Here is a 24,846-nt window from a genome sequence, read left to right as displayed (position 1 = left end):
ACAAATATCAACAATCTGCTACAATCGTTTACAATTCAGACGGCCTGATTGAACAGGCCGTCTGAAACCGTTTTTGATTTTGAAAGGTGACTATGACCGAATCTTTACACCAATGGGTGAATGCCATCAACGGCCCGCTGTGGAACGGCCTGATTTTCTTATTGCTGGGCGCGGGTTTGTTTTTTACCGTAGCGACCGGTTTTGTCCAATTCAGACTGTTTGGCCGCAGCGTAAAAGAAATGCTAGGCGGCCGCAAGCAAGGTAGCGATCCGCATGGGATTACGCCGTTTCAAGCGTTTGTGACCGGTTTGGCCAGCCGCGTGGGCGTGGGCAATATTGCCGGTGTGGCGATTGCCATCAGTGTCGGCGGTCCGGGCGCGGTATTTTGGATGTGGATAGTCGCCTTAATCGGCATGAGTTCGGCCTTTGCCGAATCGTCTTTGGCGCAGCTGTTTAAAATCCGCGATTACGACAACCATCATTTCCGCGGCGGTCCGGCATATTACATTACGCAGGGTTTGGGTCAGCGTTGGTTGGGCGTGTTGTTTGCCTTGAGCCTGATTTTCTGTTTCGGCTTCGTGTATGAAGCGGTGCAATCCAATACCATTGTGGCGGCGACCGAAGTGGCATGGGGTTGGAACAAACACGTGACCGGCGTGGCCTTGGTGATTCTCACCGCACCGGTGATTTTCGGTGGCATCCGCCGCGTGGCGAAGCTGGCTGAAGCAATTGTGCCGCTGATGGCGGTATTGTATCTGCTGCTGGCGCTGTATATCGTGTTTAGCAATCTGAACATGATTCCGCAAGTCTTCAGCATGATTTTTGCTGATGCGTTTAAAGTCGATGCGGCCGGTGGCGGTTTGCTCGGTGGCCTGATTTCGCAAACCATGATGATGGGTATCAAACGGGGACTGTATTCCAACGAAGCAGGTCAGGGTTCGGCACCGAATGCGGCCGCTGCGGCGGAAGTAAAACATCCGGTGTCGCAAGGCATGATTCAGATGCTGGGCGTGTTTGTTGATACCATTATCGTGTGTTCGTGCACTGCGTTTGTGGTGTTGGTGTCGGATGTGCATGGCGGCGATTTGAGCGGCGTGCAGCTCACCCAAGCGGCGATTGTGGCGCAAGTGGGCGACTGGGGCGCGGATTTCTTGGCCGTGATTCTGTTTATGTTTGCCTTTTCGACCATCATCGGCAACTACGCTTATGCCGAATCCAATGTGCAATTTATCAAGAGCAATTGGCTGATTATGGCTGTGTTCCGCATGGGCGTGCTGGGCATGGTGTATTTCGGCGCGGTGCAGAGTGTGCCGCTGGTGTGGGACATGGCCGATATGGCAATGGGCACAATGGCATGGATTAACTTGATTGCGATTTTGCTGTTGTCGCCGCTGGTGTTCCTGCTGTTGAAAGACTACACCGTCAAATTGAAAATGGGCAAAGAGCCTGAATTCAAGTTGTCGGAACATCCGGGTTTGAAACGCAAAGTTAAATCGGATATTTGGTAAGAAGAATAAGCAAAGGCCGTCTGAAACGTTTCAGACGGCCTTTGTGATAGGTTGTTGGGAAAGCTTAAGGCGAAGTCAGTCGTTTATTCTCATCAGTATCTGAGATAAAGCGATGCGCCGCCAAACATCCAATGTATAGTCGATTCAATCGGGAATGCGGTTGAAGATAATAAAAGGCCGTCTGAATTTCAGACGGCCTTTTATTAATCAACTCATTTAATCTTTCACAAACGACACACCGTTTAATTGCGAATTCAAAATCGCGGCGCGCAAAGCAGTTAATGCTTTTGGGCGCACGAAATTGCGACGGTAGGCCAATACCACGCGGCGGTTGGGTGCCGTGCCTTCAAACGGAATGATGCTGAACAATAAATGATCGTTTTCCGTCAGGGCAGTAGCTGGCATCACGCTGATGGCCAAGCCGCTGGCAACCATGTGGCGGATGGTGTTGATGGAGCTGCCTTGCAAGGTATTGGTCAAACCTTGGATTTTTTGCTTGGCAGCCAATTCCGAGCAGCTCGACAACACTTGGTCGCGCATACAGTTGCCTTCGGTTAAGAGTAAGACTTGTTCTTCGGCCAACATGCTCGGGGTGATGGCATCCAGTTCTTCAAACGGATGGCCTTTGGGCACAATCACGAAGAATGGTTCGTCATACAACGGCTCGGTCACAATGCCCGGCTCTTGGAAAGGTTCCGCCACCACGATGGCATCCAAATCGCCGCGTTTGAGCGATTCGGTCAGCGTGTAGGTGTAGTTTTCTTCGAGCATCAGCGGCATTTTCGGCGCGGTGTCGCGCAGTGAAACAATCAGCTTCGGCAACAAATAAGGGGCCACGGTGAAAATCAGGCCCAACTTGAATGCGCCTTCCAATTCGTTTTGCTCTTCGTTGGCCAAATGCTTGATTAAATCGGCTTCTTCCAACACGCGGCGGGCTTGGGCAACGATGCGTTCGCCCGCTTCGGTGGTGATGATGTCGTTGCTGCTGCGGTCAAACAGCGAAACCGACAACTCTTCTTCCAGCTTTTTAATCGCAATGGAAAGGGTAGGCTGGCTGACAAAGCAGCGTCGCGCTGCGCGGCCGAAATGGCGCTCTTGGGCAACGGCGACGATATAACGCAATTCGGTTAAAGTCATTCAGCGGCCTTTTTTTGTTCAGGCAGGGTGATGTTCAGTTCAAGAACGTCCAAGCCGTCTTGTTTCTCTTGGGAAATGCGGATATCGTCTAAAGATACGTTCACATACTTAGACAGCACTTCCAGCAGCTCTTTACGCAGCGTCGGCAGATAATCCGGCGCACTGTTACCGTTTTCATTGGCACGCTCTTGCGCAATGATGATTTGCAGACGGTCGCGTGCTACTTCGGCGGTTTTCGGCTTTCGGCCAAACAGGATATCTAACAAAGACATGGCTTAACCTCCGAACAAGCGTTTGAAGAAGCCTTTTTTCTCTGCTTCGAGGAAACGCATTTCGCGATTTTCACCCAGCAGACGGGCAATCACGTCTTTATAGGCTTCAGCAGCTGCCGCGCTGTTTTGGTGAATCACCGGTTCGCCGGCATTGGAAGCCTGTAGCACGTTTTGTGACTCAGGAATCACGCCTAACAACGGAATGCGCAAAATGTCGCAAATGTCTTGTACCGACAACATTTCGCCTTTTTCCACGCGCTCAGGTGAGTAGCGGGTAATCAGTAAATGCTCTTTGACTGTGTCACCTTGTTCGGCTTTACGTGATTTGCTTTGCAAGATACCCAAGATACGGTCAGAGTCGCGCACGCTTGATACTTCAGGGTTAGTGGTGATGATGGCTTCGTCGGCAAAATACAAGGCCATCAGTGCACCTTGTTCGATACCGGCAGGCGAGTCGCAGATGATGTATTCGAAGCCCATTTTTTTACCGGCCAATTCTTCCATCACTTTTGCTACGCCTTCGCGGCTTAGGGCATCTTTGTCGCGGGTTTGTGAAGCCGGCAGGATAAACAGGTTTTCGCAGTTTTTGTCTTTAATCAGGGCTTGGTTCAGTGTGGCTTCGCCTTGGATCACGTTGATCAAGTCGTACACAACGCGGCGTTCGCAGCCCATAATCAAGTCAAGGTTACGCAAGCCGACGTCGAAGTCGATGACGGCGGTTTTGTGGCCGCGTAAGGCCAGACCGGTTGCAATACTGGCGCTGGTGGTGGTTTTGCCCACGCCGCCTTTACCTGAAGTTACCACAATAATTTTTGCCACGATATTTCCTTTTCAGATACTCAAATTTAATATTTTAAAACATTATTCGGTGTCGATTGCGCTGATAACCAAGCGGTTGTCTTGCAATGAAACTTGCACCGCGCGTTTGTGCAGGTGTTCGGGTAAATCCTGCTCGAAATTGCGGTAAATGCCGGCCACGGAAACCAATTCGGCCTGCATGGAATGGATGAAAATGCGTGCATTGGTGTCACCTTTGGCACCGGCCAAGGCACGGCCGCGCATAGGGGCGTAAATGTGGATGTTGCCATCGGCAATCAGTTCCGCGCCTTGGCTGACGATGCCAGTGACGATTAAGTCGCCGTTTTCCGCATAAACTTGCTGACCCGTGCGCACAGGGGTGCTGATTAATACGGTCGGATTGCTGATGACGGTGGTGGACACAGCTTGAATGTCGGCCGGTTGCAATTGTGGCGGCTGCGGCGTATCCGATTTTTCGCCACGGCTGAACACCAAATGATAGCGTGCGGCATAGTCGGCCCATGCTTCATTGTCGTGGCGCAAACCCAAAATCTGCATGCCGTAGCGGGCAAAAAGCGAAATAACCTCAGCCAAATCTAATGATTCCGGGTGTTCGAAATCCTGCATATCCAAAACAAACGGTACAATTTCCAGACCTTGGTATTGGCCGGTACGCTGGCGTAGAAACTCTTCCAGTTCAGTCAAATCTGCGGTGTGCAGATGAATAGCCAACACATCCAATCGTGCCGACTTAACGTCAAACGCGGGTTTCATAGTGAGTAAACAATAAAAAAATTTAATGGTGTAAGTTTACCGTGTTAATCTAAGCTATTCAATCCGTTTAGGCCGTCTGAAATGAAAAAAATATTCCATATCGTAGGCGCAGGTCGCGTCGGACAAACTTTTGCCACTTTATTGAGCCGTCATCCCGAGTGGCAGCTTTCCCATATCGTCAGCCGCAGCCTGCCGTCGAATGCTTTTGGCGCAACGGTTTTGGCAGATATGGCCAATTTGCCGCCGGCGGACGTGGTGATCATCGCCACGCCGGACAATGCCATCGAAGCCACCGCCGAACGCCTTGCCTGCGAGGTGGAATTGACGCCGCAAACCGTGGTGCTGCACTTGAGCGGCGCCAAAACCATACAGGTTTTACAAGCGGTTACGACGCATGATGCGTTGGCGGGCAGCCTGCATCCGGTGTTTGCTTTTGCCGATGTCGAACACTCGGTAGCCAATCTGGCTGGAAATTTGTGCGCTATCGAAGCGGAGCAGGCGCAAGCTGTCGAGATTTTGCAACAATTGGCCGAGGCGTTGGGTTTAACTGCGTTTGCGCTGCCGTCTGAATATAAAGCACGTTACCATGCGGCTTTGTCGGCGGCTTCCAATTTCAGCGTCACCTTGGCCGCGTTCGCCCAAGATCTGCTTACGCCTTTGGCCTTGCCGGAAACCTTGTCACGCCGCTTGGTCGGCAACCTAATGCAGCAGAGTATTAATAATTTGGGCAAGCTGCCCCCATTGCAAGCCCTGACCGGCCCGATTGTGCGCGGCGACGACAGTACGGTCGCCGCGCACTTAGCGACAATGACGGCAGAAGAGCAGGCGGCTTACCGTGCGTGGGCGCAGGCAACCTTGAATTTGGCCGCAGCAAGATTGGATAAACAATCGGTAGAAAAAGTTCAGACGGCCTTACATTCAGGAAGCGAATCTATTTGAGGCCGTCTGAACATATTGGTGCATGATGGTTAATGCGCTGTTCGATTTAAACGTAATTAAGGCCGTCTGAAACCTGACAAATGGTTTCAGACGGCCTGGATTGATTAGTTAACGCATCAAATTAGTTTTGTGGCATTGGCGGCATATCAGGACGTGGTTCGCCTTGCATGTTTGGCTGACTCTGTTGACTGCGTTGGGCTTTGCGGTCGGCACGTTCTTGTTGGCGTTTTTGCTGGTTTTCCAGCAATTGTTTTTGCTGTTTGGCGGTCAACACTTGGAAAATATCATGGCGCTCTTTCAAGCGTTTTACTTCCATGTCGACCATGCGTTGTTTGCGCTCGGCAGCGTGTTGTTCAAATTCAGCCTGACGCTCGTTAACCAAGCGGCGCGCAGCGGCTTGGTCGAAGTTTTTACCGGTAATCAAGGCTTGTTCGGCAGCGCGGCGTTGCTGCATTTTTTGTTGGAACTCAGCACGTTTGGCGGCATCAACGGTCGGACGCTTGTCGGCTTGTTGCGGACGGTTGGCTTCCATGATTTTTTGGATTTGCGCTTTTTGTTTGTTGCTCAAATTCAATTCTTGCAAATCGCGTGGCAGTTCGCCTTTTTGATGCATTTTCTGACCGTGTTTGTGCATGTGGCCCTGTTTGGCTGGGCGGCTGTTTTGCGATACGGCCTCAGCGGCGGTGGCCACACCGGCCAAACCGATTAAAGAAGCAGCGGCAACGGCAATATATTTTTTCATCATGAGGTTGGTCCTTCGAAAAGAGTTTTATGAAGTGTTTTGGGGGGAGAAACAAGATGAAACGAATCATATCGCCCGCAGCGGTTAATGAGTGTGCGGCTTAGGTAAACCCTGTTTGCAGATGGGTTATGGATTGTGTAAAGAGCGCACGAAAACGTAAGCGGCTATATTTTGATTGCAATGGCCATCTTACATACATTTCTTCGCAGTAAGCTACTTGGATAACGGACTATCTTGATGAGATTTATTCGGTTTCTATACCGCGTTCACTGCGCATGACACATTAAATTCAGGTTTTATCCAACATTTAGGCCGTCTGAAAAAATCATCAATCAGTTAATTTTTTGGCATTCAAGTTAAATAAAAACAGCGCATCGCTTAGCGATGCGCTGTGTAGCCTATATTTGCTGCATATTAATGATGGATGTCCAACACTTTAGCGGTGTGGCTGATGATTTCTTCGGCAAATTCAGGGTTATCGTTCAGTTTCACGCCATAACCCGGAATCAGCTCTTTGATACGGCCTTGCCATGCCTCTTTGTGTTGCGGGAAGCATTGGTTAACCAAACGAATCATCAGCGGTACAGCAGTTGACGCACCCGGTGACGCACCCAAAAGGGCAGCCAAAGAGCCGTCTTCGTGCATCACCAATTCGGTACCGAATTGCAATACGCCGCCTTTTTTGTTGTCTTTCTTAATCACTTGCACACGTTGACCGGCGGTAATCAGTTCCCATTCGTCAGGATTGGCGTTCGGGTAGTATTCCATCAACGAAGCAATCCGCTCTTCTTTGGTTTTGCGCAATTCGCCCAGCAGATATTTGGTCAGCGGCAGGTTGTCCCAACCGGCGCGCAAAATCGGCAGCAGGTTGTCGCGGTGAATCGACATCGGCAAGTCCATCATCGAACCTTGCTTCAGGAAGTTGGGTTTGAAGCCGGCGTATGGGCCGAACATCAAATGACGTTTGCCGTCCACATGGCGGGTATCCAAGTGCGGTACCGACATCGGCGGCGCACCGACCGATGCCTGACCATATACTTTGGCGTTGTGGCGCTCGGATGTTGCTTCGTTGTTGTTGCGCAGGAACAAGCCGGATACTGGGAAACCGCCGTAGCCGCGGCCTTCCGGGATGCCGGATTTTTGCAGCAGCGACAATGCGCCGCCGCCCGCACCCAAGAAGACGAAACGGGTGCGCAGGGTGAGTTTTTGTGTATTGTCGCGTGTGTCGCAGGTTTTAATCGCCCAAGCGCCGTCGGCTTCACGGTTGATTTCTTCTACATGGCGGTTGCATAACAATTTCACGCCGCGACTGGTCAGGTTTTCAATCATTTGGCGGGTGATGTTGCCGAAATCGACGTCGGTGCCTTCTGCCGAATAGTTGGCGGCAACCGGTTGGCTTTCATTGCGGCCTTCAATGACCAATGGCGCCCATTCGTGTATTTTATTGCGGTCGGTCGAGAACTCCATTTTCTCGAACAATTTTTGTTTTTTAAACGCGTCAAAACGTTTCGGCAGGTAGGCGCAATGGTCGTCGGTCATCACAAACGACATATGCGGCACGCTGTTGATAAACGAATTGTCGGCCATTTTGCCTTCGCTGACCAAAGTCGCCCAGAATTGGCGGCTGATCATGAATTGTTCGGCAATATTCAACGAACGTTCAGGGTCGACAGTACCGTCGCTGCCCAGCGGGGCATAGTTTAATTCACATAGAGCCGAGTGGCCGGTGCCGGCATTGTTCCAAGGGTTGGATGATTCTTGCGCAATATCGTCAAGGCGTTCGACAATGGTGATTTCCCAAGAGGGTTCGAGTTCTTTGAGTAGAATACCCAAAGTGGCACTCATGATTCCTCCACCAACCAATACAACGTCAGTTGCTTCAGCCATGGTTATACTCCTAAAGGATAGGCAATGATTTGCCTTTATGATTATTCCGTATCGGTGCTGTCTGTGCATACACAGATTGTTAACAACGTATATCCTTAGAATTTAGTAGATTTCGCGCAGAAATGCAAAGATTTTATGAAAGGAATCAGTGGATTCGATGATACAAAGGCCGTCTGAAACATTTAGACGGCCTTGTCAGATAAAGGATTGATTGCTTATATATGAAAAATCATTAACATCGAAAAATTTTTAGATTTTCAAAAAAAAGTCAAAATTGGTAAGCGTAGCGGTATTATCAATTACACAATAATCGCGCCGAGTGAGTCGGTTGGTTTGAATGCCGCCAATACCCCTTCGATGATGCCGACAATGGTCGGAATGCCGGTCCAGCAGAATACCGCGTAAAACAAACCCATCCACACGCGGCCGGCGCAGAATTTGTGTACCCCAAACGAACCAAACAATAAAGCCATGGCAATATAAAGTGCTTTATTACAGGTGTGGGGATAAGATGCAGCATAAGAAAAAGACGGTTGTTGCATAATACCTTCCTTAATCGATTGTTCTTGTTTTCAACAATCAGTATATAGGGGATAAAGTGGCAGACTCAAGGCCGTCTGAAACAGGTTTACTTGAATTTATGCGTGTTTACGAAAAGATTTGAATCAAACTTAATTGAGAAATAAGTTTCACTTACATAACCAAAAATTATTTGGCCGCGAATAAAAATTCTTTTGTACGGCGGTAATAAACGGTTACATTGCGCGATTATTTGTTTTCCAACGGCATAACCATGAGCGACAACCGCGATTTTTTCCCCACGAAATTTTGCAAGATACGATTATCAAAAGCCAAAACAAATCCATGGCCAGCGTGAAAATGTTGAGTATTCTCAGCTTTTTGGGCGGTGGTTATGTCGGTTTCGGCTATTTGGCTTATTTGAAAGTGGTCAGCGGCATTCCGGCTGAATGGGAGGGCTTGGCGGCTTTGTTAGGCGCGGCGGTGAATTGGCCACCGGCAACATGATGTTGATGTCGCTCGGTTTCTTAACCAAAAAAGTATCGGTGAAATTATTGGCGCGCAACTGGCTGATTGTCAGCTTGGGCAACTTGGCCGGTGCGGTAGCGATGGCGTATTTCCTTGGCCACTACGTCGGCTTGTCGGAAGGGGCGGCGGCGGCCAAAACCATGGCGATTGCGCAAGCCAAAGTCGATATGGATTTCGGCCGTGCCTTTATTTCCGCCATCGCGTGTAACTGGATGGTATGTATGGGCATTTGGTTTTACTTCGGCTCAAAATTCACCTCTGGCCGTATTTTGGCGATGTGGTTCCCAGTGATGATTTTCGTGTTAATCGGTTTCCAACACTTTGTGGCCAATATGTTTATTATTCCTGCCGGTATTTGGGCGGGCGCTGATGTGACGTGGGGACAATTTTTCCTGAACATGATTCCTGTGTTTTTGGGTACCGTGGTTGGTGGTTCGTCATTTGTCGGCGCATCTTACCTGTATGCCTACAAGCATTTGTTGAAAGAAGATTTTTCGATTTAAGCGATACATGACAAACGGCGTTTGCCCTGAGTGGGTAAACGCCGTTTTGCTTTTGAGGCCGTCTGAAAATTTAAAACTTCAATTCGCCTCGTTCCGAAACAAAACCATCTAAAGCAATATCGTGCGGCTCAATCGGCAATTCATCAATCAATTGGCAGCCGAAGCCCACGCCTAGGGTTTGGGTGTGCAAACGGTATTTCATCTGCGCCAAAGACGCATCATAAAAACCGCCGGCTTGCCCCAAACGATAGCCGCGTTTATCAATGCCGACAATCGGTACCAGCAAGATATCCAAGCGATGCACGCGCCGTTTTTCGCCGGTAAATTGCGGAATAAATAATTTGGCTTGGCCGCGTTTGCGTTCGGGCTGCTGCGTTTTATTGGCGAGATAACGCGTAAACCACAAGCGGCGGCTGTGTGACTCGATATAAGGCAGATAGAGTTTTGCGCCGCGCTTTAAGGCCGTCTGAATAAAATCGTCCAAACGCAATTCCTTGCCAATCGGCCAATACACGCCGATGTGGCGGCCTTTTTTGATGTGGCGCTTCAGCAGGCGGTTGATGGTTTGCGTGGCGGCCGCACGTTCGGTTGGATGCATGTGCGCCCGTGCGCGACGCAAGCGGCGGCGTAATTCGGTTTTATCAAGATTCATTAGGTTGCTCCGTTTGGGCGGATGGGGCGGATTTGCGGTAAAATCCGCTTCTCTTGTCATGAGGAACACGATTATGTGGCATATCGTCATTATCGGCTATTTATTTGTGGCGGTGATGTTTTCCGCTGCCCAGCCCAGCATTGCGCGAGCTTTGATTTACCTGCTTTTTTGGGCGGTGTTGCCGATGATTTTTTTATCATGGGTGGTGGTCACACGCCGGCGCAACCGCTTGATAAAACAGGCCGACCGCGCCGAAACCGAAGCCTTAAAGCAGAAAAAACAAGCGGTAGAGCAGGCGCAACATCCCGATTCGGAATGATTCATCAGGCCGTCTGAAAAATCCGACAACGCGCAAAATAAAGCACGACATTTCCCTTTTCAGACGGCCTGTTATCCTATATAATTCTCGGGCTTTTGATTTTAAAAGCAAATTTCCATTTTTTAAACTATGCCCACTTTCGCCGAAGGGTGCTTGGCTGAAGCCAAGTTCTATGCGATTGAATGTGTGCTCTTAACCCTTTCAAATTTAAGGAATATTATGTCTCAAATTACCATGCGTCAGATGATTGAAGCCGGTGTTCACTTTGGTCACCAAACCCGTTTCTGGAACCCGAAAATGGAACAATACATTTTTGGCGCGCGCAACAAAATCCACATCGTAAACTTGGAAAAAACCTTGCCGATGTTCCAAGATGCGCAAGAAGCGGTTCGTCGTCTGGTTGCCAACAAAGGCACCGTATTGTTTGTCGGTACCAAACGCCAAGCACGCGAAATCATCCGTGAAGAAGCGACTCGTGCAGACATGCCTTTCGTTGACCACCGTTGGTTGGGTGGCATGTTGACCAACTACAAAACTGTAAAACAGTCTATCAAACGTCTGGAAGAAAAAACGGCTGCTCTGGAAAATGCTGCTGAAGCCGGTTACAGCAAAAAAGAAATTCTGGAAATGCAACGCGACGTTGAGAAGCTGGAACGCTCTTTGGGCGGTATCAAAAACATGAAAGGCTTGCCTGACGCCATTTTCGTGATTGACACCGGTTACCAAAAAGGTACTTTGGTTGAGGCTGAAAAATTGGGTATCCCTGTGATCGCCGTTGTTGATACCAACAACAGCCCTGACGGCGTGAAATACGTGATTCCAGGTAACGATGACTCTGCAAAAGCCATCCGTCTGTACTGCCGCGGTATCGCCGACGCCGTTTTGGAAGGCAAAAACCAAGCCTTGCAAGAAACCGTTGCCGCTGCCCAAGCTGCTGCTGAGTAATACAGCGACGAAAGAGGGGCTTTTAGCCCCTTTTTTCAGATAATCAAGCGCGGCTTAAGTGCCGCACTTACCGATTCCAAATAAAGCTGATTGGCTTTATTTTCCTAAAAATTCAAGGAGTTTAACATGGCAGATATTACTGCAAAAATGGTTGCCGACCTGCGCGCCGCTACCGGTCTGGGTATGATGGAATGCAAAAAAGCGTTGGTTGAAGCCGAAGGCAACATGGAAAAAGCCGAAGAGATCCTGCGCATCAAATCAGGCGCGAAAGCCGGTAAATTGGCTGGCCGTACTGCTGCCGAAGGCGTATTGGCTTATGCCATCGAAGGCAACGTGGGTGCTTTGGTTGAAGTAAACTGCGAAACCGACTTCGTTGCAAAAGATGCCGGCTTTGTGGCCTTTGCTAACTCAGTGGCCAAAACCGCTGTTGCGCAAAAACCTGCTTCAGTAGAAGCCTTGAGCGAAGCCGTTGAAGCCGAGCGTAAAGAAATCATCGCCAAATTGGGCGAAAACATGTCTGTACGCCGTTTCGAATTGATCGACACTGCAAACCAACTGACTGCCTACATCCACGGCGCATTGGCGACTGAAGGTGTATTGGTTGAGTTCAAAGGTTCTGAAGGTGTTGCCCGCAAAATCGGTATGCACATCGTAGCCGCTAAACCAGTTTGCGTTTCAGAAGCTGAAGTCGATGCCGAAACCGTTGAAAAAGAACGCCGCATCTACACCCAACAAGCCATTGAGTCTGGCAAACCTGCCGACATCGCTGAAAAAATGGTTGAAGGCCGTATCCGCAAATTCTTGGCAGAAATCACTTTGAACGGCCAACCGTTCGTGATGAACCCAGATCAAACCGTGGCTCAATTCGCCAAAGAAAACAGCACCGAAATCATCAGCTTTGTACGTTACAAAGTAGGTGACGGTATCGAGAAAAAAGAAGTTGACTACGCTGCTGAAGTAGCTGCTGCTGCTAAAGTGTAATCAGCCATGAATAAGAAAGCACCTGGATTCATTCATATTGAATCAGGGTGCTTTTTTTTGAGAATTTTATTCAGACGGCCTGTTGATTTATCATTATATAGGCCGTCTGAAAGCTGAATGAGTTGAACATATATAAAACACATGCTTTGATTTATCTAAAGAAAAATACTAAAATTGCAGAAAATTCAAAGCGTTTACCCTTGTTGAACCACTCATTACGCATATCCCTATTTGTATCTTAAATGCCGTCTGAAAACTTAATCCAATGTTCAGACGGCCTCTGTAAACCCGTAAAGAAAAGGCATTCCCATGACCCAGCAAGTAAAATACAAACGCGTATTATTGAAACTCTCAGGCGAAGCCCTGATGGGCAAAGATGCGTTCGGCATCAATCGCGACACCATCATGCAAATTGTCGGCCAAGTCAAAGAAATTGTTGATTTGGGTGTACAAGTTGGCGTAGTGGTCGGTGGCGGCAATATTTTCCGCGGCGTATCCGCACAAGCCGGCAGCATGGATCGCGCCACCGCCGACTATATGGGCATGATGGCCACCGTGATGAACGCCTTGGCCTTGAAAGACGCTTTCGAATCATTGGGCTTGAAAGCCCGTGTGCAATCTGCTTTGAGCATGCAGCAAATCGCCGAAACCTATGCCCGTCCGAAAGCCATTCAGTATTTGGAAGAAGGCAAAGTATTGATTTTCGCCGCGGGTACCGGTAACCCGTTCTTCACCACCGATACCGCTGCTGCCTTGCGCGGTGCAGAAATGAACTGCGATGTGATGCTGAAAGCCACCAACGTGGATGGCGTGTATACTGCTGACCCGAAAAAAGACCCATCGGCCACCCGCTACGAAACCATCACTTTTGACGAAGCGCTGAACAAAAACCTGAAAGTCATGGACGCCACCGCATTTGCCTTGTGCCGTGAGCGCAAACTCAATATCGTTGTGTTCGGTATCGCCAAAGATGGCGCGCTGAGAAACGTGATTTTGGGTGAAGACGAAGGAACATTGGTGCATTGTTAAGCCGTGGTTGCATAGCTGAATGCTTTATGAAGAGAGGCCGTCTGAAAAAATTTCAGACGGCCTTTTTGAATCATTTCGTTTTATTATTTTGGTAGGACTTTATCACAGTTGCCAGGTGTAGCCATATTTAGACGAGAGATTGCGGCTTTCCCTGTTGCTTCATCTACTTGTTCCAAATTTGCACCACCAACAAAGGCTCCCATTTTGATATATTGACGAACGAAATAATTTTTACCGGCATCGGTATTAATTGTTAAGTGATTTTCTGAAAACTCTGATTCAGTAGATAATTTATGAGGTTGATTACCAGTAACTTCTCTATAAAAGAAGACTTTATCTGCAGATTGACCCAAGCATTCGCCATCTACCCAGATATCTTTTTTCAATGCTTTTCCAACAAAGCTGTCTCGATAAACATATAAACCTGCATTTCCTTCTGACGGTTTGTTAAATTCTTTGGCTTTATTAGAAGCAGTTGCATCTGCCATGCTTACAGATGCGCAGCCGCTTAGGATAGATAAAGTGAGACCTGCTGCAATCATGCTATTCAGTAAAATTTTCATACTATTTCCTTTTTTTGGGTGAAGATTTTTTAGGTTATTCTACACATTGAGTGGTAAATTGATAATATATGTAAAAAAATATTTTCCAAAATAAACATGATAGAAGGTTTAAATAGTGTACAGAAGATATTCAGATGAATAGACAAAGATGAACATCAAAACTTAATTGTTAAATATCGGTTAAAAAACAAGGTCGTCTGAACGGTTTGGCTTGTCGGAATGCCTTAATAACGGTACTATTCAACGTTATTAAGCCGATTTGTGTGCCCAAAAAGCGCGTTTCAGACGGCCTGAGTCCTTATCTGTTTGATTTTAATAATAAGTGAGCTAAGAAATGATTAGTGATATTCAAAAAACTGCTGAAAGCAAAATGCAGCGTTCATTGGAAGTGCTGAAGGAAAACCTGTCTAAAGTCCGCACCGGTCGTGCGCATACCGGCTTATTGGATCAAGTGGAAGTGGAATATTGGGGCAGCATGGTGCCGGTGAGCCAAGTAGCCAACGTGACTTTGATCGACTCGCGCACCATCGGCGTGAAACCGTTTGAAAGCAATATGGCGGCTAAAGTGGAAAAAGCAATTCGCGATTCTAATTTGGGTTTGAACCCTGCCGCAGTGGGCGATTTGATTCGCGTGCCGATGCCGATGTTGACCGAAGAGCGTCGTAAAGACCTGATTAAAGTGGTGCGCAGCGAAGCCGAGGAAGGCCGCGTGTCTATCCGCAATGTGCGCCGCGATGCCAACGACCACATCAAAAAATTGTTGAAAGACAAAGAAGTACCGGAAGATGATGCACGTCGTGGTGAAGAAGCGGTGCAAAAACTGACCGATAAATACATCGCCGAAGTAGATAAAACTTTGGCTGCCAAAGAAGAAGATTTGATGGCCATCTAAATCCAAACATTAGGATTTGAAACAGACAGGGCAGTTTGCCCTGTCTTTGCAGTCGTTCTTCCAATGAGGCAAACATGAACAGCAGTACGCAGACAATTTTGGCGTATACCGACGTGCCACGTCACATCGCCGTGATTATGGACGGCAACGGCCGTTGGGCGAAAAAACGCTTTCTGCCCCGCGTGATGGGGCACAAACGCGGCCTTGATGCGCTTGAGACCATGGTGAAGTACTGTGCCGAAATGGGCGTGCAATACTTGACCGTGTTTGCCTTTTCAACAGAAAACTGGCGCCGCCCCGAAGATGAGGTTTCTTTTCTGATGGGGCTGTTTTTGCAGGCTTTGCAAAAGCAGGTGAAGCGTTTGCACGAAAATAATATGCGCTTGAAAGTGATCGGCAGCCGCGAGCGGTTTCATGCCGATATTGTGGCGGGGATTGAGGCCGGTGAGGCGCTGACCGCCGACAATACAGGCTTAACCTTGAGTATTGCCGTTGATTACGGCGGCCGCTGGGATATTTTGCAGGCGGCCAACAAGGTGGTGGCTGAGGGCCATAGCGAAATCACCGAAGCGCTCATCAGCCGCTATTTGATGCTGGGCGATGCGCCCGAACCGGATTTGTTTATCCGTACCGGCGGTGAAACCCGCATCAGTAATTTCCTATTGTGGCAGATGGCTTATGCCGAGCTGTATTTTACCGATGTGCTGTGGCCGGATTTCGACGAAAAAGCCTTAAGCGCGGCCATTGCATCTTTCCAAAACCGCGAACGCCGTTTCGGACGCACTTCCGAGCAATTGCCGGTAGAGCAGCAAAGGGGTTGAAACGATGTTGAAACAACGAATCCTTACCGCGCTGGTGTTACTGCCCGTGATGTTGGGCATGCTGTTTTATGCACCTGACGGCCTGTGGGCAGCATTTAGCGGCCTGATTGCATTGGTCGCCCTGTGGGAATATGCCCGCATGAGCGGCTTAACCAAAATCCAAATCAACCATTTCATTGTCGCCAGCCTGATTTTCGGCATCATCGCCTATTTAGGCGATTGGAAGCTGCCGAATGTGGTGTGGTATGCCGTGTTGGTATTTTGGCTGCTGATTATGCCGCTGTGGCTGAAGTATAAATGGACGCTGAAAGGCGGTTGGCAAGCGTATGCCACCGGCTGGATGCTGATGCTACCGTTTTGGTATGCATTAGTCGATCTGCGCCCCAGCCCTGAAAGTGCCGTATCACTGTTAGCGATAATGGGTTTGGTGTGGGTGGCCGATATTTTTGCCTATTTCACTGGCAAAGCATTCGGCAAAAACAAAATTGCCCCCACCATCAGCCCGGGAAAAAGCTGGGAAGGTGCTGTCGGCGGCGCAATATGCGTGGCTTTATACATGACTTGGGTATGGTATGCGGATTGGCTGGCGTTTGAAACCAGTTGGCTGAATGTGCTGTTGATTGGTTTCGTCTTGACTGTGGTGAGTGTGTGCGGCGATTTGCTGGAAAGCTGGCTCAAACGTGCCGCCGGTATTAAAGACAGCAGCAACCTGTTGCCCGGACACGGCGGCGTGTTCGACCGCGTGGACAGCTTGATTGCGGTCTTGAGCGTGTATGCCGCAATGATGGCAATTTTGAATTAAAGGCCGTCTGAACTGAAAACTATCTCATGGTTTTCAGACGGCCTATCCCTTTAAAGCAGTAAACATTTTATTCTATGCCGTCTGAACGTTTCAGATGGCCTAAGCAGAAATCAAACCATGACCACACAAGTTCTCACCATTTTAGGCAGCACCGGCAGCATCGGCGTCAGCACCTTAGACGTGATTGCGCGCCACCCTGACAAATTCCGCGTTTTCGCGCTGGCAGGGCACAAGCAGGTTGAGAAATTGGCGGCGCAATGCATGCAATTTGCGCCTGAATATGCGGTGGTGGCCGATGGCGAACACGCCGCGAAGTTGCAAAATTTGTTGCAAGCCAAGGGTTGTAAAACCCAAGTGCTGCACGGCGCGCAAGCCTTGATTGATGTAGCGAGCGACGAGCAAGTCAACGGCGTAATGTGTGCGATTGTCGGCGCGGCAGGTTTGCCTTCCGCTTTGGCGGCAGCGCAAAAAGGTAAAACCATTTATTTGGCGAACAAAGAAACCTTGGTCGTATCCGGTGCGTTGTTTATGGAAACCGCCAAAGCCAATGGCGCGACCGTGTTGCCGATCGACAGCGAACACAATGCCATTTTCCAAGTGTTGCCGCGCGATTATCAAGGCCGTCTGAACGAGCATGGCATCCAATCGATTATTCTGACCGCTTCAGGCGGCCCGTTTCTCGAAACCGATTTGGCCACATTCGACAGTATCACGCCGGCGCAAGCGGTGAAGCATCCGAATTGGAGCATGGGGCAGAAAATTTCGGTCGATTCCGCTTCGATGATGAATAAAGGCTTGGAGCTGATTGAAGCGCATTGGCTGTTTAACTGCCCACCCGAGAAGCTCGAAGTGGTGATTCACCCACAATCCGTGATTCACAGCATGGTGCGTTATCTTGATGGCTCGGTGTTGGCGCAAATGGGCAATCCCGATATGCGCACGCCGATTGCCTATTGCTTGGGTTTGCCCGAGCGCATTGAATCGGGTGTGGGCGCGTTGGATTTCGGCAGCTTGTCGGCTTTAACCTTTAAAGAGCCTGATTTCAACCGCTTTCCGTGTTTGAAGCTGGCCTACGAAGCCATGCATGCCGGTGGTGCCGCGCCTTGCGTGTTGAACGCCGCCAACGAAATCGCCGTGGCCGCGTTTTTGGACGGCAAAATCCGTTTTACCGACATTGCCAAAGTGGTGGCCGATTGTTTGGCGCATAATGTTTCAGACGGCCTACACGATATTGAAAGCCTGCTGGCACAAGACGCACACACACGTATGCAAGCGCAAGCATGCATTAAGCGTTTAAAATAATGTTCAGACGGCATGTTTCATTCAGGCCGTCTGAACACACAACATCAAATCTTAGGGGACTTTTTTGCAAACCTTATTAGCATTTCTCGTGGCGATTCTGATTCTGGTCAGCCTGCACGAATTCGGACATTATATTGTGGCGCGTTGGTGCGGCGTGAAAGTCTTGCGCTTTTCTGTCGGCTTCGGTAAGCCGTTTTTCACTAAAAAACGTGGCGACACCGAATGGTGTTTGGCGCCGATTCCGTTGGGCGGCTATGTGAAAATGGTCGATACGCGCGAAGGCAATGTGTCGGAACAAGACTTGCCTTATGCCTTCGATAAGCAGCATCCGGCCAAGAAAATTGCCATCGTCGCTGCCGGCCCGCTGACCAATCTGGCTTTGGCGGTGTTGCTGTATGGCTTGAGTTTTTCTTTCGGTGTGACCGAAATCCGCCCGTATGTCGGCATGGTCGAACCGGCCAGTATCGCCGCCAAAGCGGGTTTCCAGCCGGGCGATAAAATCCAGTCGGTCAATGGCACCGCTGTTGGCGAGTGGGGCGATGCGCAAACCGAAATTATTTTGAACGTGGAAGCAGGCAAGGTGGATGTGGCCGTTCAGACGGCTTCTGGGCAAGACGCAATGCGCGTGATTGACGCCGCCGGTACGCCGGAAGCGGGTAAAATTGCGAAAAATAACGGCAACATCGGCTTGTGGCCTTTTAAAATCACCAACCATGTCGGCTTCGTGCAGGAAGGCAGCCCGGCCGAGCAAGCCGGTTTGAAAACGGGCGATAAGCTGATCAGTGCCGATGGTCGCGAAATCGGCGAATGGGCGGCTTGGGCGGAATTGTTCCGCGACAGCCCAGGCAAGAAGCTGGAAGTGGTGTATGAGCGCGACGGCCAAATCTTTCAGACGGCCTTACGCCCCAATACCGTAGAATTGAAAGACGGCACCTTAGTCGGCCGTGTCGGCGTGGCTGCGCAGCGTGATGAAGCGTGGGATAAGCAAGTTCACTTCCAATACACGCCGTCGGTCGGCGAAGCCTTTCAAATGGGCTGGGATAAAATGGTCGGCTATTCGGCCACTACCTTGAAATTTTTCGGTAAGCTGATTACCGGCAACGCTTCGGCCAGCCATGTTTCGGGGCCGTTGACGATTGCCGATGTGGCCGGTCGTTCGGCTTCATTGGGCTTGCAGAGTTATTTGGAATTTTTGGCCTTGGTCAGCATCAGTTTGGGTATTCTCAACTTGCTGCCGGTGCCTGTTTTAGACGGCGGTCACTTGGTGTATTATACCGCCGAATGGATACGCGGAAAGCCGTTGAGCGAGCGCATTCAGGCCATCGGTTTACGATTCGGTCTGGCTGCCATGCTGATGTTGATGGCGGTGGCGTTCTTTAATGATATTAATCGTTTGTTTGGATAATTGTATGAAATTAAAACAGATTGCTTCTGCTTTGATGATGTTGGGTTTGGCGCCTTTGGCATTGGCCGATTTCACCATTCAGGATATTCGTGTCGAAGGTTTGCAACGCACTGAGCCGAGCACCGTGTTCAACTACCTGCCGGTCAAAGTGGGCGACAACTTCAGCGATGAGCGCAGTGAAGAAATCATCCGCAACCTGTATGCTACGGGCTTCTTTGACGATGTGCGCGTGGAAACCTTGGGCAATCAAGTGCTGCTGACCGTGGTTGAGCGTCCGACCATCGCCACTTTGAACATCACTGGCGCGAAAATGCTGCAAAACGATGCCATCAAGAAAAACTTGGAAGCGTTCGGTTTGGCGCAATCGCAATATTTCAACCAAGCAACTTTGAATCAAGCCATTGCCGGCCTGAAACAAGAATACATGAGCCGCGGCAAACAGTCGGTAGAAATCAAGCCGACTGTGACTAAGTTGGCGCGTAACCGTGTTGCGATTGATATCGCGGTAGAAGAAGGTAAAACCACTAAAATCACTAACATTGAGTTTGAAGGCAACGAAAAATATTCTGACCGCAAGCTGATGAAACAAATGTCGTTGAGTGAAGGCGGCATGTGGACGTGGCTGACCAAAAGCAATCAATTCAACGAACAAAAATTCGCGCAAGATATGCAGCGCGTGAATGATTTCTATCAAAACAACGGCTATTTCGGCTTCCGCATTTTAGATACCGACATTCAAACCAACGAAGACAAAACCCAACAAACCATCAAAGTGGTGGTGGATGAAGGCGAGCGTTTCCGTTGGGGTAAAGTGCACATTGAAGGCGACACGCGCGAAGTGCCGAAAGAAGATTTGTACAAACTGCTGAAAATGAAAGAAGGCAAGTGGTACGAGCGCCAGCAAATGGTGACTGCGCTGGAAGGCATTCAAAACCGCATGGGTAGCGCCGGTTATGCCTTTAGTGAAGTAAATGTGCAGCCGCAACCGAATCCGGAAACCAAAGTGGTGGATTTTGTGTTGCACATCGAACCGGGTCGCAAAGTCTATGTAAACGAAATCAACATCACCGGCAACAACAAAACCCGTGATGAAGTGATTCGCCGCGAATTGCGCCAAATGGAAGCCGCACCTTACGATACGTCTAAACTGCAACGCTCTAAAGAGCGCGTGGAATTGTTGGGCTATTTTGACAACGTACAATTCGATGCCAAACCAGTGGCCGGCACGCCTGACCAAGTCGATTTGAACATGAGCCTGACCGAACGCTCGACCGGCTCGCTGGACTTGAGCGCAGGTTGGGTGCAGGATACCGGTATGGTGGTTTCCGCCGGTGTGGCGCAGGATAACTTGTTCGGTACCGGTAAATCCGCTTCTGCCCGTTTGTCGCGCAGTAAAACCACGCTCAATGGCTCGCTGTCGTTTACCGATCCATACTTTACACCGGATGGCGTGAGCTTGGGCTACGACATTTACGGCCGCAAATACGACCCGCGTAAAGCGTCTTCCAGCGCGAAACAATATCAAACCACTACCGTCGGCGGCGGTTTGCGCATGGGTGTGCCGATTACCGAATACGACCGTGTGAATTTCGGTTTGGCGGCTGAGCATTTGAAGGTGAACACCTATACCGGCGCGCCGAAGCGATATAAAGAGTTTATGCAAGACCATACCGGTAGTGAAATCGGCAGCTACAAAGGCTGGCTGTACAAAGGCACCATCGGCTGGGGTCGCAATAAAACCGATAATGCCTTGTGGCCGACCCGCGGCTACATGACCGGTATTAATGGTGAAGTGGCCTTGCCGGGCAGCGATTTGAAATACTACACTCTGACTCATAATCAGACTTGGTTCTTCCCACTGAGCAAAGATTTAACCCTGATGTTGGGTGGTGAAGTGGGCTATGGCAACAGCTACGGCAATACCAAAACCATGCCGTTCTTTGAAAACTTCTACGGTGGCGGTTTAGGCTCAGTACGCGGCTTTGAAAGCGGCACCTTAGGCCCGAAAGTATATGATGAATACGGCGACAAAATCAGCTATGGTGGTAACCGAAAAGCCAACGTATCGGCTGAATTGCTGTTCCCAATGCCAGGCATCAAAGATGCGCGCACCGTGCGTTTGAGCATGTTTGCCGATGCGGGCAGCGTGTGGGACGGTAAAACCTACGGTGATAAACAAAATGATAATGGCAACAATGTCTATGGCCTAGGTGTTAACCACAAATCGACCTTTAAAGAAGAGTTGCGTTACTCTGCCGGTGCGGCGGTGACTTGGCTCTCGCCTTTGGGTCCGATGAAATTCAGTTATGCTTATCCGATTAAGAAAAAAGAAGGCGATGAAATCCAACGCTTCCAATTCCAATTGGGTACTACATTCTGATTCAGGCAGGCCGTCTGAAAACATTCAGACGGCCTAGGTTTCTCGCCACAAGAATGTAAAGGAATTGATGATGAAAAAATTATCGACAATCATCCGTTTGGGCGGCGCTGCGGTCTTGGGCTTTGGCTTGATGGCGCAAGCAGTAGCGGCCGAAACTGTACAGAAACTCGGCTTTATCAATACCGAGCGCGTGTATCTTGAATCTAAACAAGCGCAAGGCATTCAGGCTAAGTTGGAAAAAGAATTTGCCGGTCGCCAAAAAACCTTGCAAAAGCTGCAAAAAGAAGGTGCAGAGTTGGAGAAAAAACTGGCCGATAAAAGCTTACAAGGCCAAGCGCGCGAGCATGTTGCCAAGCAATGGGGTGACATGGTGCAGCGTTTCCGCCGCGAGCAAGCCGAATTGGCGGAAGACTACAACTTGCGCCGCAATGAAGAATTTGCCGCTTTGCAGCAAAACGCCAACCGCGTGATTCTTGAATTGGCTAAAAAAGAAGGCTATGACGTGATTTTGCAGGACGTGATTTACGTCAACAGCAAATACGACATCACTGACAGCGTGATTAAAGCGATGAATGCCCGATAGGGTTTCTTCAGACGGCCTTAAAAAATGATATAGGCCGTCTGAAAACATGATACAGCGATTGTTTTGCCGATTCAGACGGTCTGTTGCGATTGGCCGCACATTATTTATTATTCGCCGCTGATGCCGATGATTTCCAGCGATCAGACGGCCTGAAAGTCCCATCATGACTTCACAAACCTACACCCTTTCCCAAATCGTGGCCGAATTTGGCGGCGAATGGCGCGGCGACGATATTGCCATTGAAGCCGTGCGCCCGTTGACCGAAGCGCAGGCCGGGCACATCAGCTTTTTGGCCAACCCGAAATACAAAGCCGATGTATACGACAGCCAAGCCGGCGCGGTGATTGTGTCGGCCAAATCTGCTGATGAATTCAGCGGCCGTAACCTGATTGTTGCCGCTGACCCTTATCTCTATTTTGCCAAAGTGGCGCGTTTGTTTTCACCCATCGTGAAAGCCACCGGTGGCGTGCATCCGACTGCCGTGATTGAGCCGAGCGCGACTGTGCCGGCCAGCTGCGAAATCGGTGCCAACGTCTATATAGGTGCCAATACCGTTTTGGGCGAAAACTGCCGCATTCTGGCCAATGCCGTGGTCGAACACGACTGCACATTGGGTGAAGAAACCGTGATTCATCCCAACGCCGTAATCTACTACGGCTGCACCTTGGGTAAGCGCGTGGAAATCCATTCCGGCGCGGTTATCGGTGCCGATGGTTTCGGCTTGGCTTTTGCTGGTGATTCATGGTTTAAAATCCCACAAACTGGCGGCGTAACCTTGGGCGATGATGTCGAAATCGGCTCGAATACCAATATCGACCGTGGCGCCATGAGCGACACCACCGTCGGCAACGGTACCAAAATCGACAACCAAATCCAAATCGGCCACAACTGCAAAATCGGTTCGCATACCGTGATTGCCGCCAAAACCGGCATTTCCGGCAGCGTGACCATCGGCAATTACTGCATCATCGGCGGCGGTGTCGGCACCGTCGGCCACATTGAAATTGCTGACAAAACCAACATCGGCGGCGGCACCAGCCTGACCCACAGCATCACCGAACCAGGGCAGCACATTGCCGGCATCTTCCCCGACATGCCGTATAAGGAATGGGTGCGCAACGGCGTACACATCCGCCATCTGAATGACATGCACAAGCGTCTCAAGCAGTTGGAAAAAACACTGAACACCGATAACCCAATCCACACTGATTCTGAAAAATAAAAGGAAAATCATGGACTTCACGTTACCGATTGAAGCAAAAGACATTCAAAAACTGATTCCGCACCGCTACCCGTTTTTACAGCTCGACCGCATCACAGCCTACGAGCCGATGAAATGCCTGACCGCGATTAAAAACGTCACCATGAATGAGCCGCAGTTCCAAGGCCATTTCCCGGATTTGCCGGTGATGCCGGGCGTGCTGATTATCGAAGCCATGGCGCAAGCCTGTGGCACGCTGGCCATCTTGAGTGAAGGCGGCCGCAAAGACAACGAATTTTTCTTCTTTGCCGGCATCGACAACGCCCGCTTCAAACGCCAAGTGATTCCGGGCGACCAGTTGGTGTTTGAAGTCGAGCTCATCACCAGCAAACGCGGCATCGGCAAATTCAACGCCGTGGCCAAAGTTGACGGCCAAGTGGCGGTGGAAGCCGAAATCATGTGTGCCAAACGCGTGGTATAAGCCTCAAGCGTTGCCATTTATGCAGCAGACAACAGGCCGTCTGAAGCTTTTCAGACGGCCTCATTGAAATAAGGAGCATCATATGTCTCTCATTCACCCAACCGCCATCATCGACCCGAAAGCAGAGCTCGATTCCAGCGTGAAAGTCGGCTCGTACACCGTAATCGGCCCGAACGTGCAAATCGGCGCCAATACCGAAATCGGTTCGCACGTTGTGATTAACGGCCACACCACCATCGGCGAAAACAACCGCATTTTCCAATTCGCCAGCTTGGGCGAAATCCCACAGGACAAAAAATACCGCGACGAGCCGACCCGCCTGATTATCGGCAACGGCAACACCATCCGCGAATTCACCACCTTCAATCTCGGCACCGTGACCGGCATCGGCGAAACCCGTATCGGCGACGACAACTGGATTATGGCCTACTGCCACTTGGCGCACGACTGCGTTGTCGGCAACCACACCATTTTCGCCAATAACGCGAGCTTGGCCGGACACGTCACCATCGGCGATTATGTGATTCTTGGTGGCTACACACTGGTGTTCCAATTCTGCCATATCGGTGACTACGCCATGACCGCATTCGCCGCCGGCGTGCATAAAGACGTGCCGCCGTATTTCATGGCCGCAGGCTACCGCGCCGAACCCGCCGGCCTGAACAGCGAAGGCATGCGCCGCAACGGTTTCACCACCGAACAAATCGCCAGCGTGAAAGACGTGTACAAAACCATCTACCACCGCGGCATTCCGTTTGAAGAAGCCAAAGCCGATATTCTGTCGCGTGCCGAAACCCAAAGCGAATTGGCCGTGTTTAAAGATTTCTTTGCAGAATCTACGCGTGGGATTATCCGTTGATAAGGTTATAGAAAATCGGGAAAA

25 protein-coding genes and 1 pseudogene are annotated in these 24,846 nt (G+C 49.9%); 17 read left to right on the top strand and 9 right to left on the bottom strand.

The window, feature by feature from the left end:
* Positions 1-92: 92 nt before the first annotated feature.
* Positions 93-1,508: a sodium:alanine symporter family protein gene (locus CRG49_RS00215; RefSeq protein ID WP_095503073.1), complete on the top strand. Its 1,416-nt coding sequence runs from the start codon at positions 93-95 to the stop codon at positions 1,506-1,508.
* Positions 1,509-1,724: 216 nt separating this feature from the next.
* Here the strand turns inward: CRG49_RS00215 and CRG49_RS00210 are convergent, their stop codons facing one another.
* The 4 genes from CRG49_RS00210 to minC are packed head-to-tail and all read right to left on the bottom strand — an operon-like array spanning position 1,725 to position 4,489.
* On the bottom strand, positions 1,725-2,645 hold the full coding sequence (locus CRG49_RS00210; RefSeq protein ID WP_095503072.1) for a hydrogen peroxide-inducible genes activator: 921 nt from the start codon (positions 2,643-2,645) through the stop codon (positions 1,725-1,727).
* Positions 2,642-2,917: a cell division topological specificity factor MinE gene (minE, locus tag CRG49_RS00205; protein ID WP_095503071.1), complete on the bottom strand. Its 276-nt coding sequence runs from the start codon at positions 2,915-2,917 to the stop codon at positions 2,642-2,644. Before minE ends, CRG49_RS00210 begins: the two co-directional genes overlap by 4 nt.
* Before the next feature lie 3 nt (positions 2,918-2,920).
* Positions 2,921-3,736: a septum site-determining protein MinD gene (gene minD / locus CRG49_RS00200; RefSeq protein WP_095503070.1), complete on the bottom strand. Its 816-nt coding sequence runs from the start codon at positions 3,734-3,736 to the stop codon at positions 2,921-2,923.
* A gap of 42 nt (positions 3,737-3,778) precedes the next feature.
* Positions 3,779-4,489, bottom strand: a complete 711-nt coding sequence (minC, locus tag CRG49_RS00195; protein ID WP_095503069.1) for a septum site-determining protein MinC — start codon at positions 4,487-4,489, stop codon at positions 3,779-3,781.
* A gap of 81 nt (positions 4,490-4,570) precedes the next feature.
* On the opposite strand from minC, the gene CRG49_RS00190 reads away from it, so the two are divergent.
* Positions 4,571-5,428, top strand: a complete 858-nt coding sequence (locus CRG49_RS00190; protein ID WP_095503068.1) for a Rossmann-like and DUF2520 domain-containing protein — start codon at positions 4,571-4,573, stop codon at positions 5,426-5,428.
* 121 nt (positions 5,429-5,549) lie between these two features.
* Here CRG49_RS00190 and CRG49_RS00185 read toward each other — a convergent pair whose 3' ends face one another.
* The 3 genes from CRG49_RS00185 to CRG49_RS00175 all read right to left on the bottom strand — a co-directional run bounded on the left by CRG49_RS00185 (position 5,550) and on the right by CRG49_RS00175 (position 8,599).
* Positions 5,550-6,173 (bottom strand): Spy/CpxP family protein refolding chaperone, encoded by a 624-nt coding sequence (locus tag CRG49_RS00185; RefSeq protein ID WP_095503067.1) that lies wholly within the window; start codon positions 6,171-6,173, stop codon positions 5,550-5,552.
* 411 nt (positions 6,174-6,584) lie between these two features.
* Positions 6,585-8,126 (bottom strand): malate:quinone oxidoreductase, encoded by a 1,542-nt coding sequence (locus CRG49_RS00180; RefSeq protein WP_095503066.1) that lies wholly within the window; start codon positions 8,124-8,126, stop codon positions 6,585-6,587.
* Between the two features lie 230 nt (positions 8,127-8,356).
* Positions 8,357-8,599, bottom strand: a complete 243-nt coding sequence (locus CRG49_RS00175; RefSeq protein ID WP_095503065.1) for a TM2 domain-containing protein — start codon at positions 8,597-8,599, stop codon at positions 8,357-8,359.
* A 217-nt stretch (positions 8,600-8,816) separates the two neighbouring features.
* On the opposite strand from CRG49_RS00175, the pseudogene CRG49_RS00170 reads away from it, so the two are divergent.
* Positions 8,817-9,607, top strand: a pseudogene (locus tag CRG49_RS00170) (formate/nitrite transporter family protein).
* A 70-nt stretch (positions 9,608-9,677) separates the two neighbouring features.
* On the opposite strand, the gene CRG49_RS00165 reads toward CRG49_RS00170, so the two are convergent.
* On the bottom strand, positions 9,678-10,259 hold the full coding sequence (locus CRG49_RS00165; protein ID WP_229436914.1) for a 5-formyltetrahydrofolate cyclo-ligase: 582 nt from the start codon (positions 10,257-10,259) through the stop codon (positions 9,678-9,680).
* A gap of 73 nt (positions 10,260-10,332) precedes the next feature.
* On the opposite strand from CRG49_RS00165, the gene CRG49_RS00160 reads away from it, so the two are divergent.
* The 4 genes from CRG49_RS00160 to pyrH all read left to right on the top strand — a co-directional run bounded on the left by CRG49_RS00160 (position 10,333) and on the right by pyrH (position 13,533).
* Positions 10,333-10,578, top strand: a complete 246-nt coding sequence (locus tag CRG49_RS00160) for a hypothetical protein (RefSeq protein WP_095503063.1) — start codon at positions 10,333-10,335, stop codon at positions 10,576-10,578.
* A gap of 219 nt (positions 10,579-10,797) precedes the next feature.
* Complete coding sequence (gene rpsB, locus CRG49_RS00155) at positions 10,798-11,523, top strand: 30S ribosomal protein S2 (protein ID WP_095503062.1); 726 nt, start codon at positions 10,798-10,800, stop codon at positions 11,521-11,523.
* 126 nt (positions 11,524-11,649) lie between these two features.
* Positions 11,650-12,504 carry a translation elongation factor Ts gene (gene tsf, locus CRG49_RS00150; RefSeq protein WP_095503061.1) on the top strand — a complete coding sequence of 285 codons (855 nt, stop codon included), beginning with the start codon at positions 11,650-11,652 and terminating at the stop codon, positions 12,502-12,504.
* 309 nt (positions 12,505-12,813) lie between these two features.
* Entirely contained in the window at positions 12,814-13,533 is a 720-nt protein-coding gene (gene pyrH, locus CRG49_RS00145) for a UMP kinase (RefSeq protein WP_095503060.1), read from the top strand.
* Positions 13,534-13,616: 83 nt separating this feature from the next.
* Here pyrH and CRG49_RS00140 read toward each other — a convergent pair whose 3' ends face one another.
* A complete protein-coding gene (locus CRG49_RS00140; RefSeq protein WP_095503059.1) occupies positions 13,617-14,096 on the bottom strand; it encodes a DUF2846 domain-containing protein in 480 nt (159 codons plus the stop codon).
* A gap of 334 nt (positions 14,097-14,430) precedes the next feature.
* Here CRG49_RS00140 and frr point away from each other — a divergent pair, with 334 nt between their 5' ends.
* From frr to lpxA, 10 genes are all read left to right on the top strand, one after another.
* Positions 14,431-14,988 (top strand): ribosome recycling factor, encoded by a 558-nt coding sequence (frr, locus tag CRG49_RS00135; protein ID WP_095503058.1) that lies wholly within the window; start codon positions 14,431-14,433, stop codon positions 14,986-14,988.
* Between the two features lie 74 nt (positions 14,989-15,062).
* Positions 15,063-15,809, top strand: a complete 747-nt coding sequence (locus CRG49_RS00130) for an isoprenyl transferase (protein WP_095503057.1) — start codon at positions 15,063-15,065, stop codon at positions 15,807-15,809.
* A 4-nt stretch (positions 15,810-15,813) separates the two neighbouring features.
* A complete protein-coding gene (locus CRG49_RS00125; protein ID WP_095503056.1) occupies positions 15,814-16,611 on the top strand; it encodes a phosphatidate cytidylyltransferase in 798 nt (265 codons plus the stop codon).
* A gap of 117 nt (positions 16,612-16,728) precedes the next feature.
* Positions 16,729-17,913 carry a 1-deoxy-D-xylulose-5-phosphate reductoisomerase gene (gene ispC, locus CRG49_RS00120; protein WP_095503055.1) on the top strand — a complete coding sequence of 395 codons (1,185 nt, stop codon included), beginning with the start codon at positions 16,729-16,731 and terminating at the stop codon, positions 17,911-17,913.
* A gap of 64 nt (positions 17,914-17,977) precedes the next feature.
* On the top strand, positions 17,978-19,318 hold the full coding sequence (gene rseP / locus CRG49_RS00115) for an RIP metalloprotease RseP (RefSeq protein ID WP_095503054.1): 1,341 nt from the start codon (positions 17,978-17,980) through the stop codon (positions 19,316-19,318).
* A 4-nt stretch (positions 19,319-19,322) separates the two neighbouring features.
* A complete protein-coding gene (bamA, locus tag CRG49_RS00110) occupies positions 19,323-21,698 on the top strand; it encodes an outer membrane protein assembly factor BamA (RefSeq protein ID WP_095503053.1) in 2,376 nt (791 codons plus the stop codon).
* A gap of 70 nt (positions 21,699-21,768) precedes the next feature.
* Positions 21,769-22,281, top strand: coding sequence for an OmpH family outer membrane protein (locus CRG49_RS00105; protein WP_095503052.1), 513 nt, complete (start codon positions 21,769-21,771; stop codon positions 22,279-22,281).
* Between the two features lie 163 nt (positions 22,282-22,444).
* Positions 22,445-23,503 (top strand): UDP-3-O-(3-hydroxymyristoyl)glucosamine N-acyltransferase, encoded by a 1,059-nt coding sequence (lpxD, locus tag CRG49_RS00100; protein ID WP_095503051.1) that lies wholly within the window; start codon positions 22,445-22,447, stop codon positions 23,501-23,503.
* A gap of 10 nt (positions 23,504-23,513) precedes the next feature.
* On the top strand, positions 23,514-23,963 hold the full coding sequence (gene fabZ / locus CRG49_RS00095) for a 3-hydroxyacyl-ACP dehydratase FabZ (protein WP_095503050.1): 450 nt from the start codon (positions 23,514-23,516) through the stop codon (positions 23,961-23,963).
* Between the two features lie 82 nt (positions 23,964-24,045).
* Positions 24,046-24,822 carry an acyl-ACP--UDP-N-acetylglucosamine O-acyltransferase gene (gene lpxA, locus CRG49_RS00090; RefSeq protein WP_095503049.1) on the top strand — a complete coding sequence of 259 codons (777 nt, stop codon included), beginning with the start codon at positions 24,046-24,048 and terminating at the stop codon, positions 24,820-24,822.
* The last annotated feature ends 24 nt before the right edge of the window (positions 24,823-24,846 follow it).

It is taken from the genome of Neisseria sp. N95_16 (genome assembly GCF_002551535.2).
Lineage (GTDB): Bacteria > Pseudomonadota > Gammaproteobacteria > Burkholderiales > Neisseriaceae > Neisseria > Neisseria brasiliensis.
The sequence above is the reverse complement of the archived record's forward strand: the minus strand, read 5'-3'. Positions and strand labels throughout refer to the sequence as shown.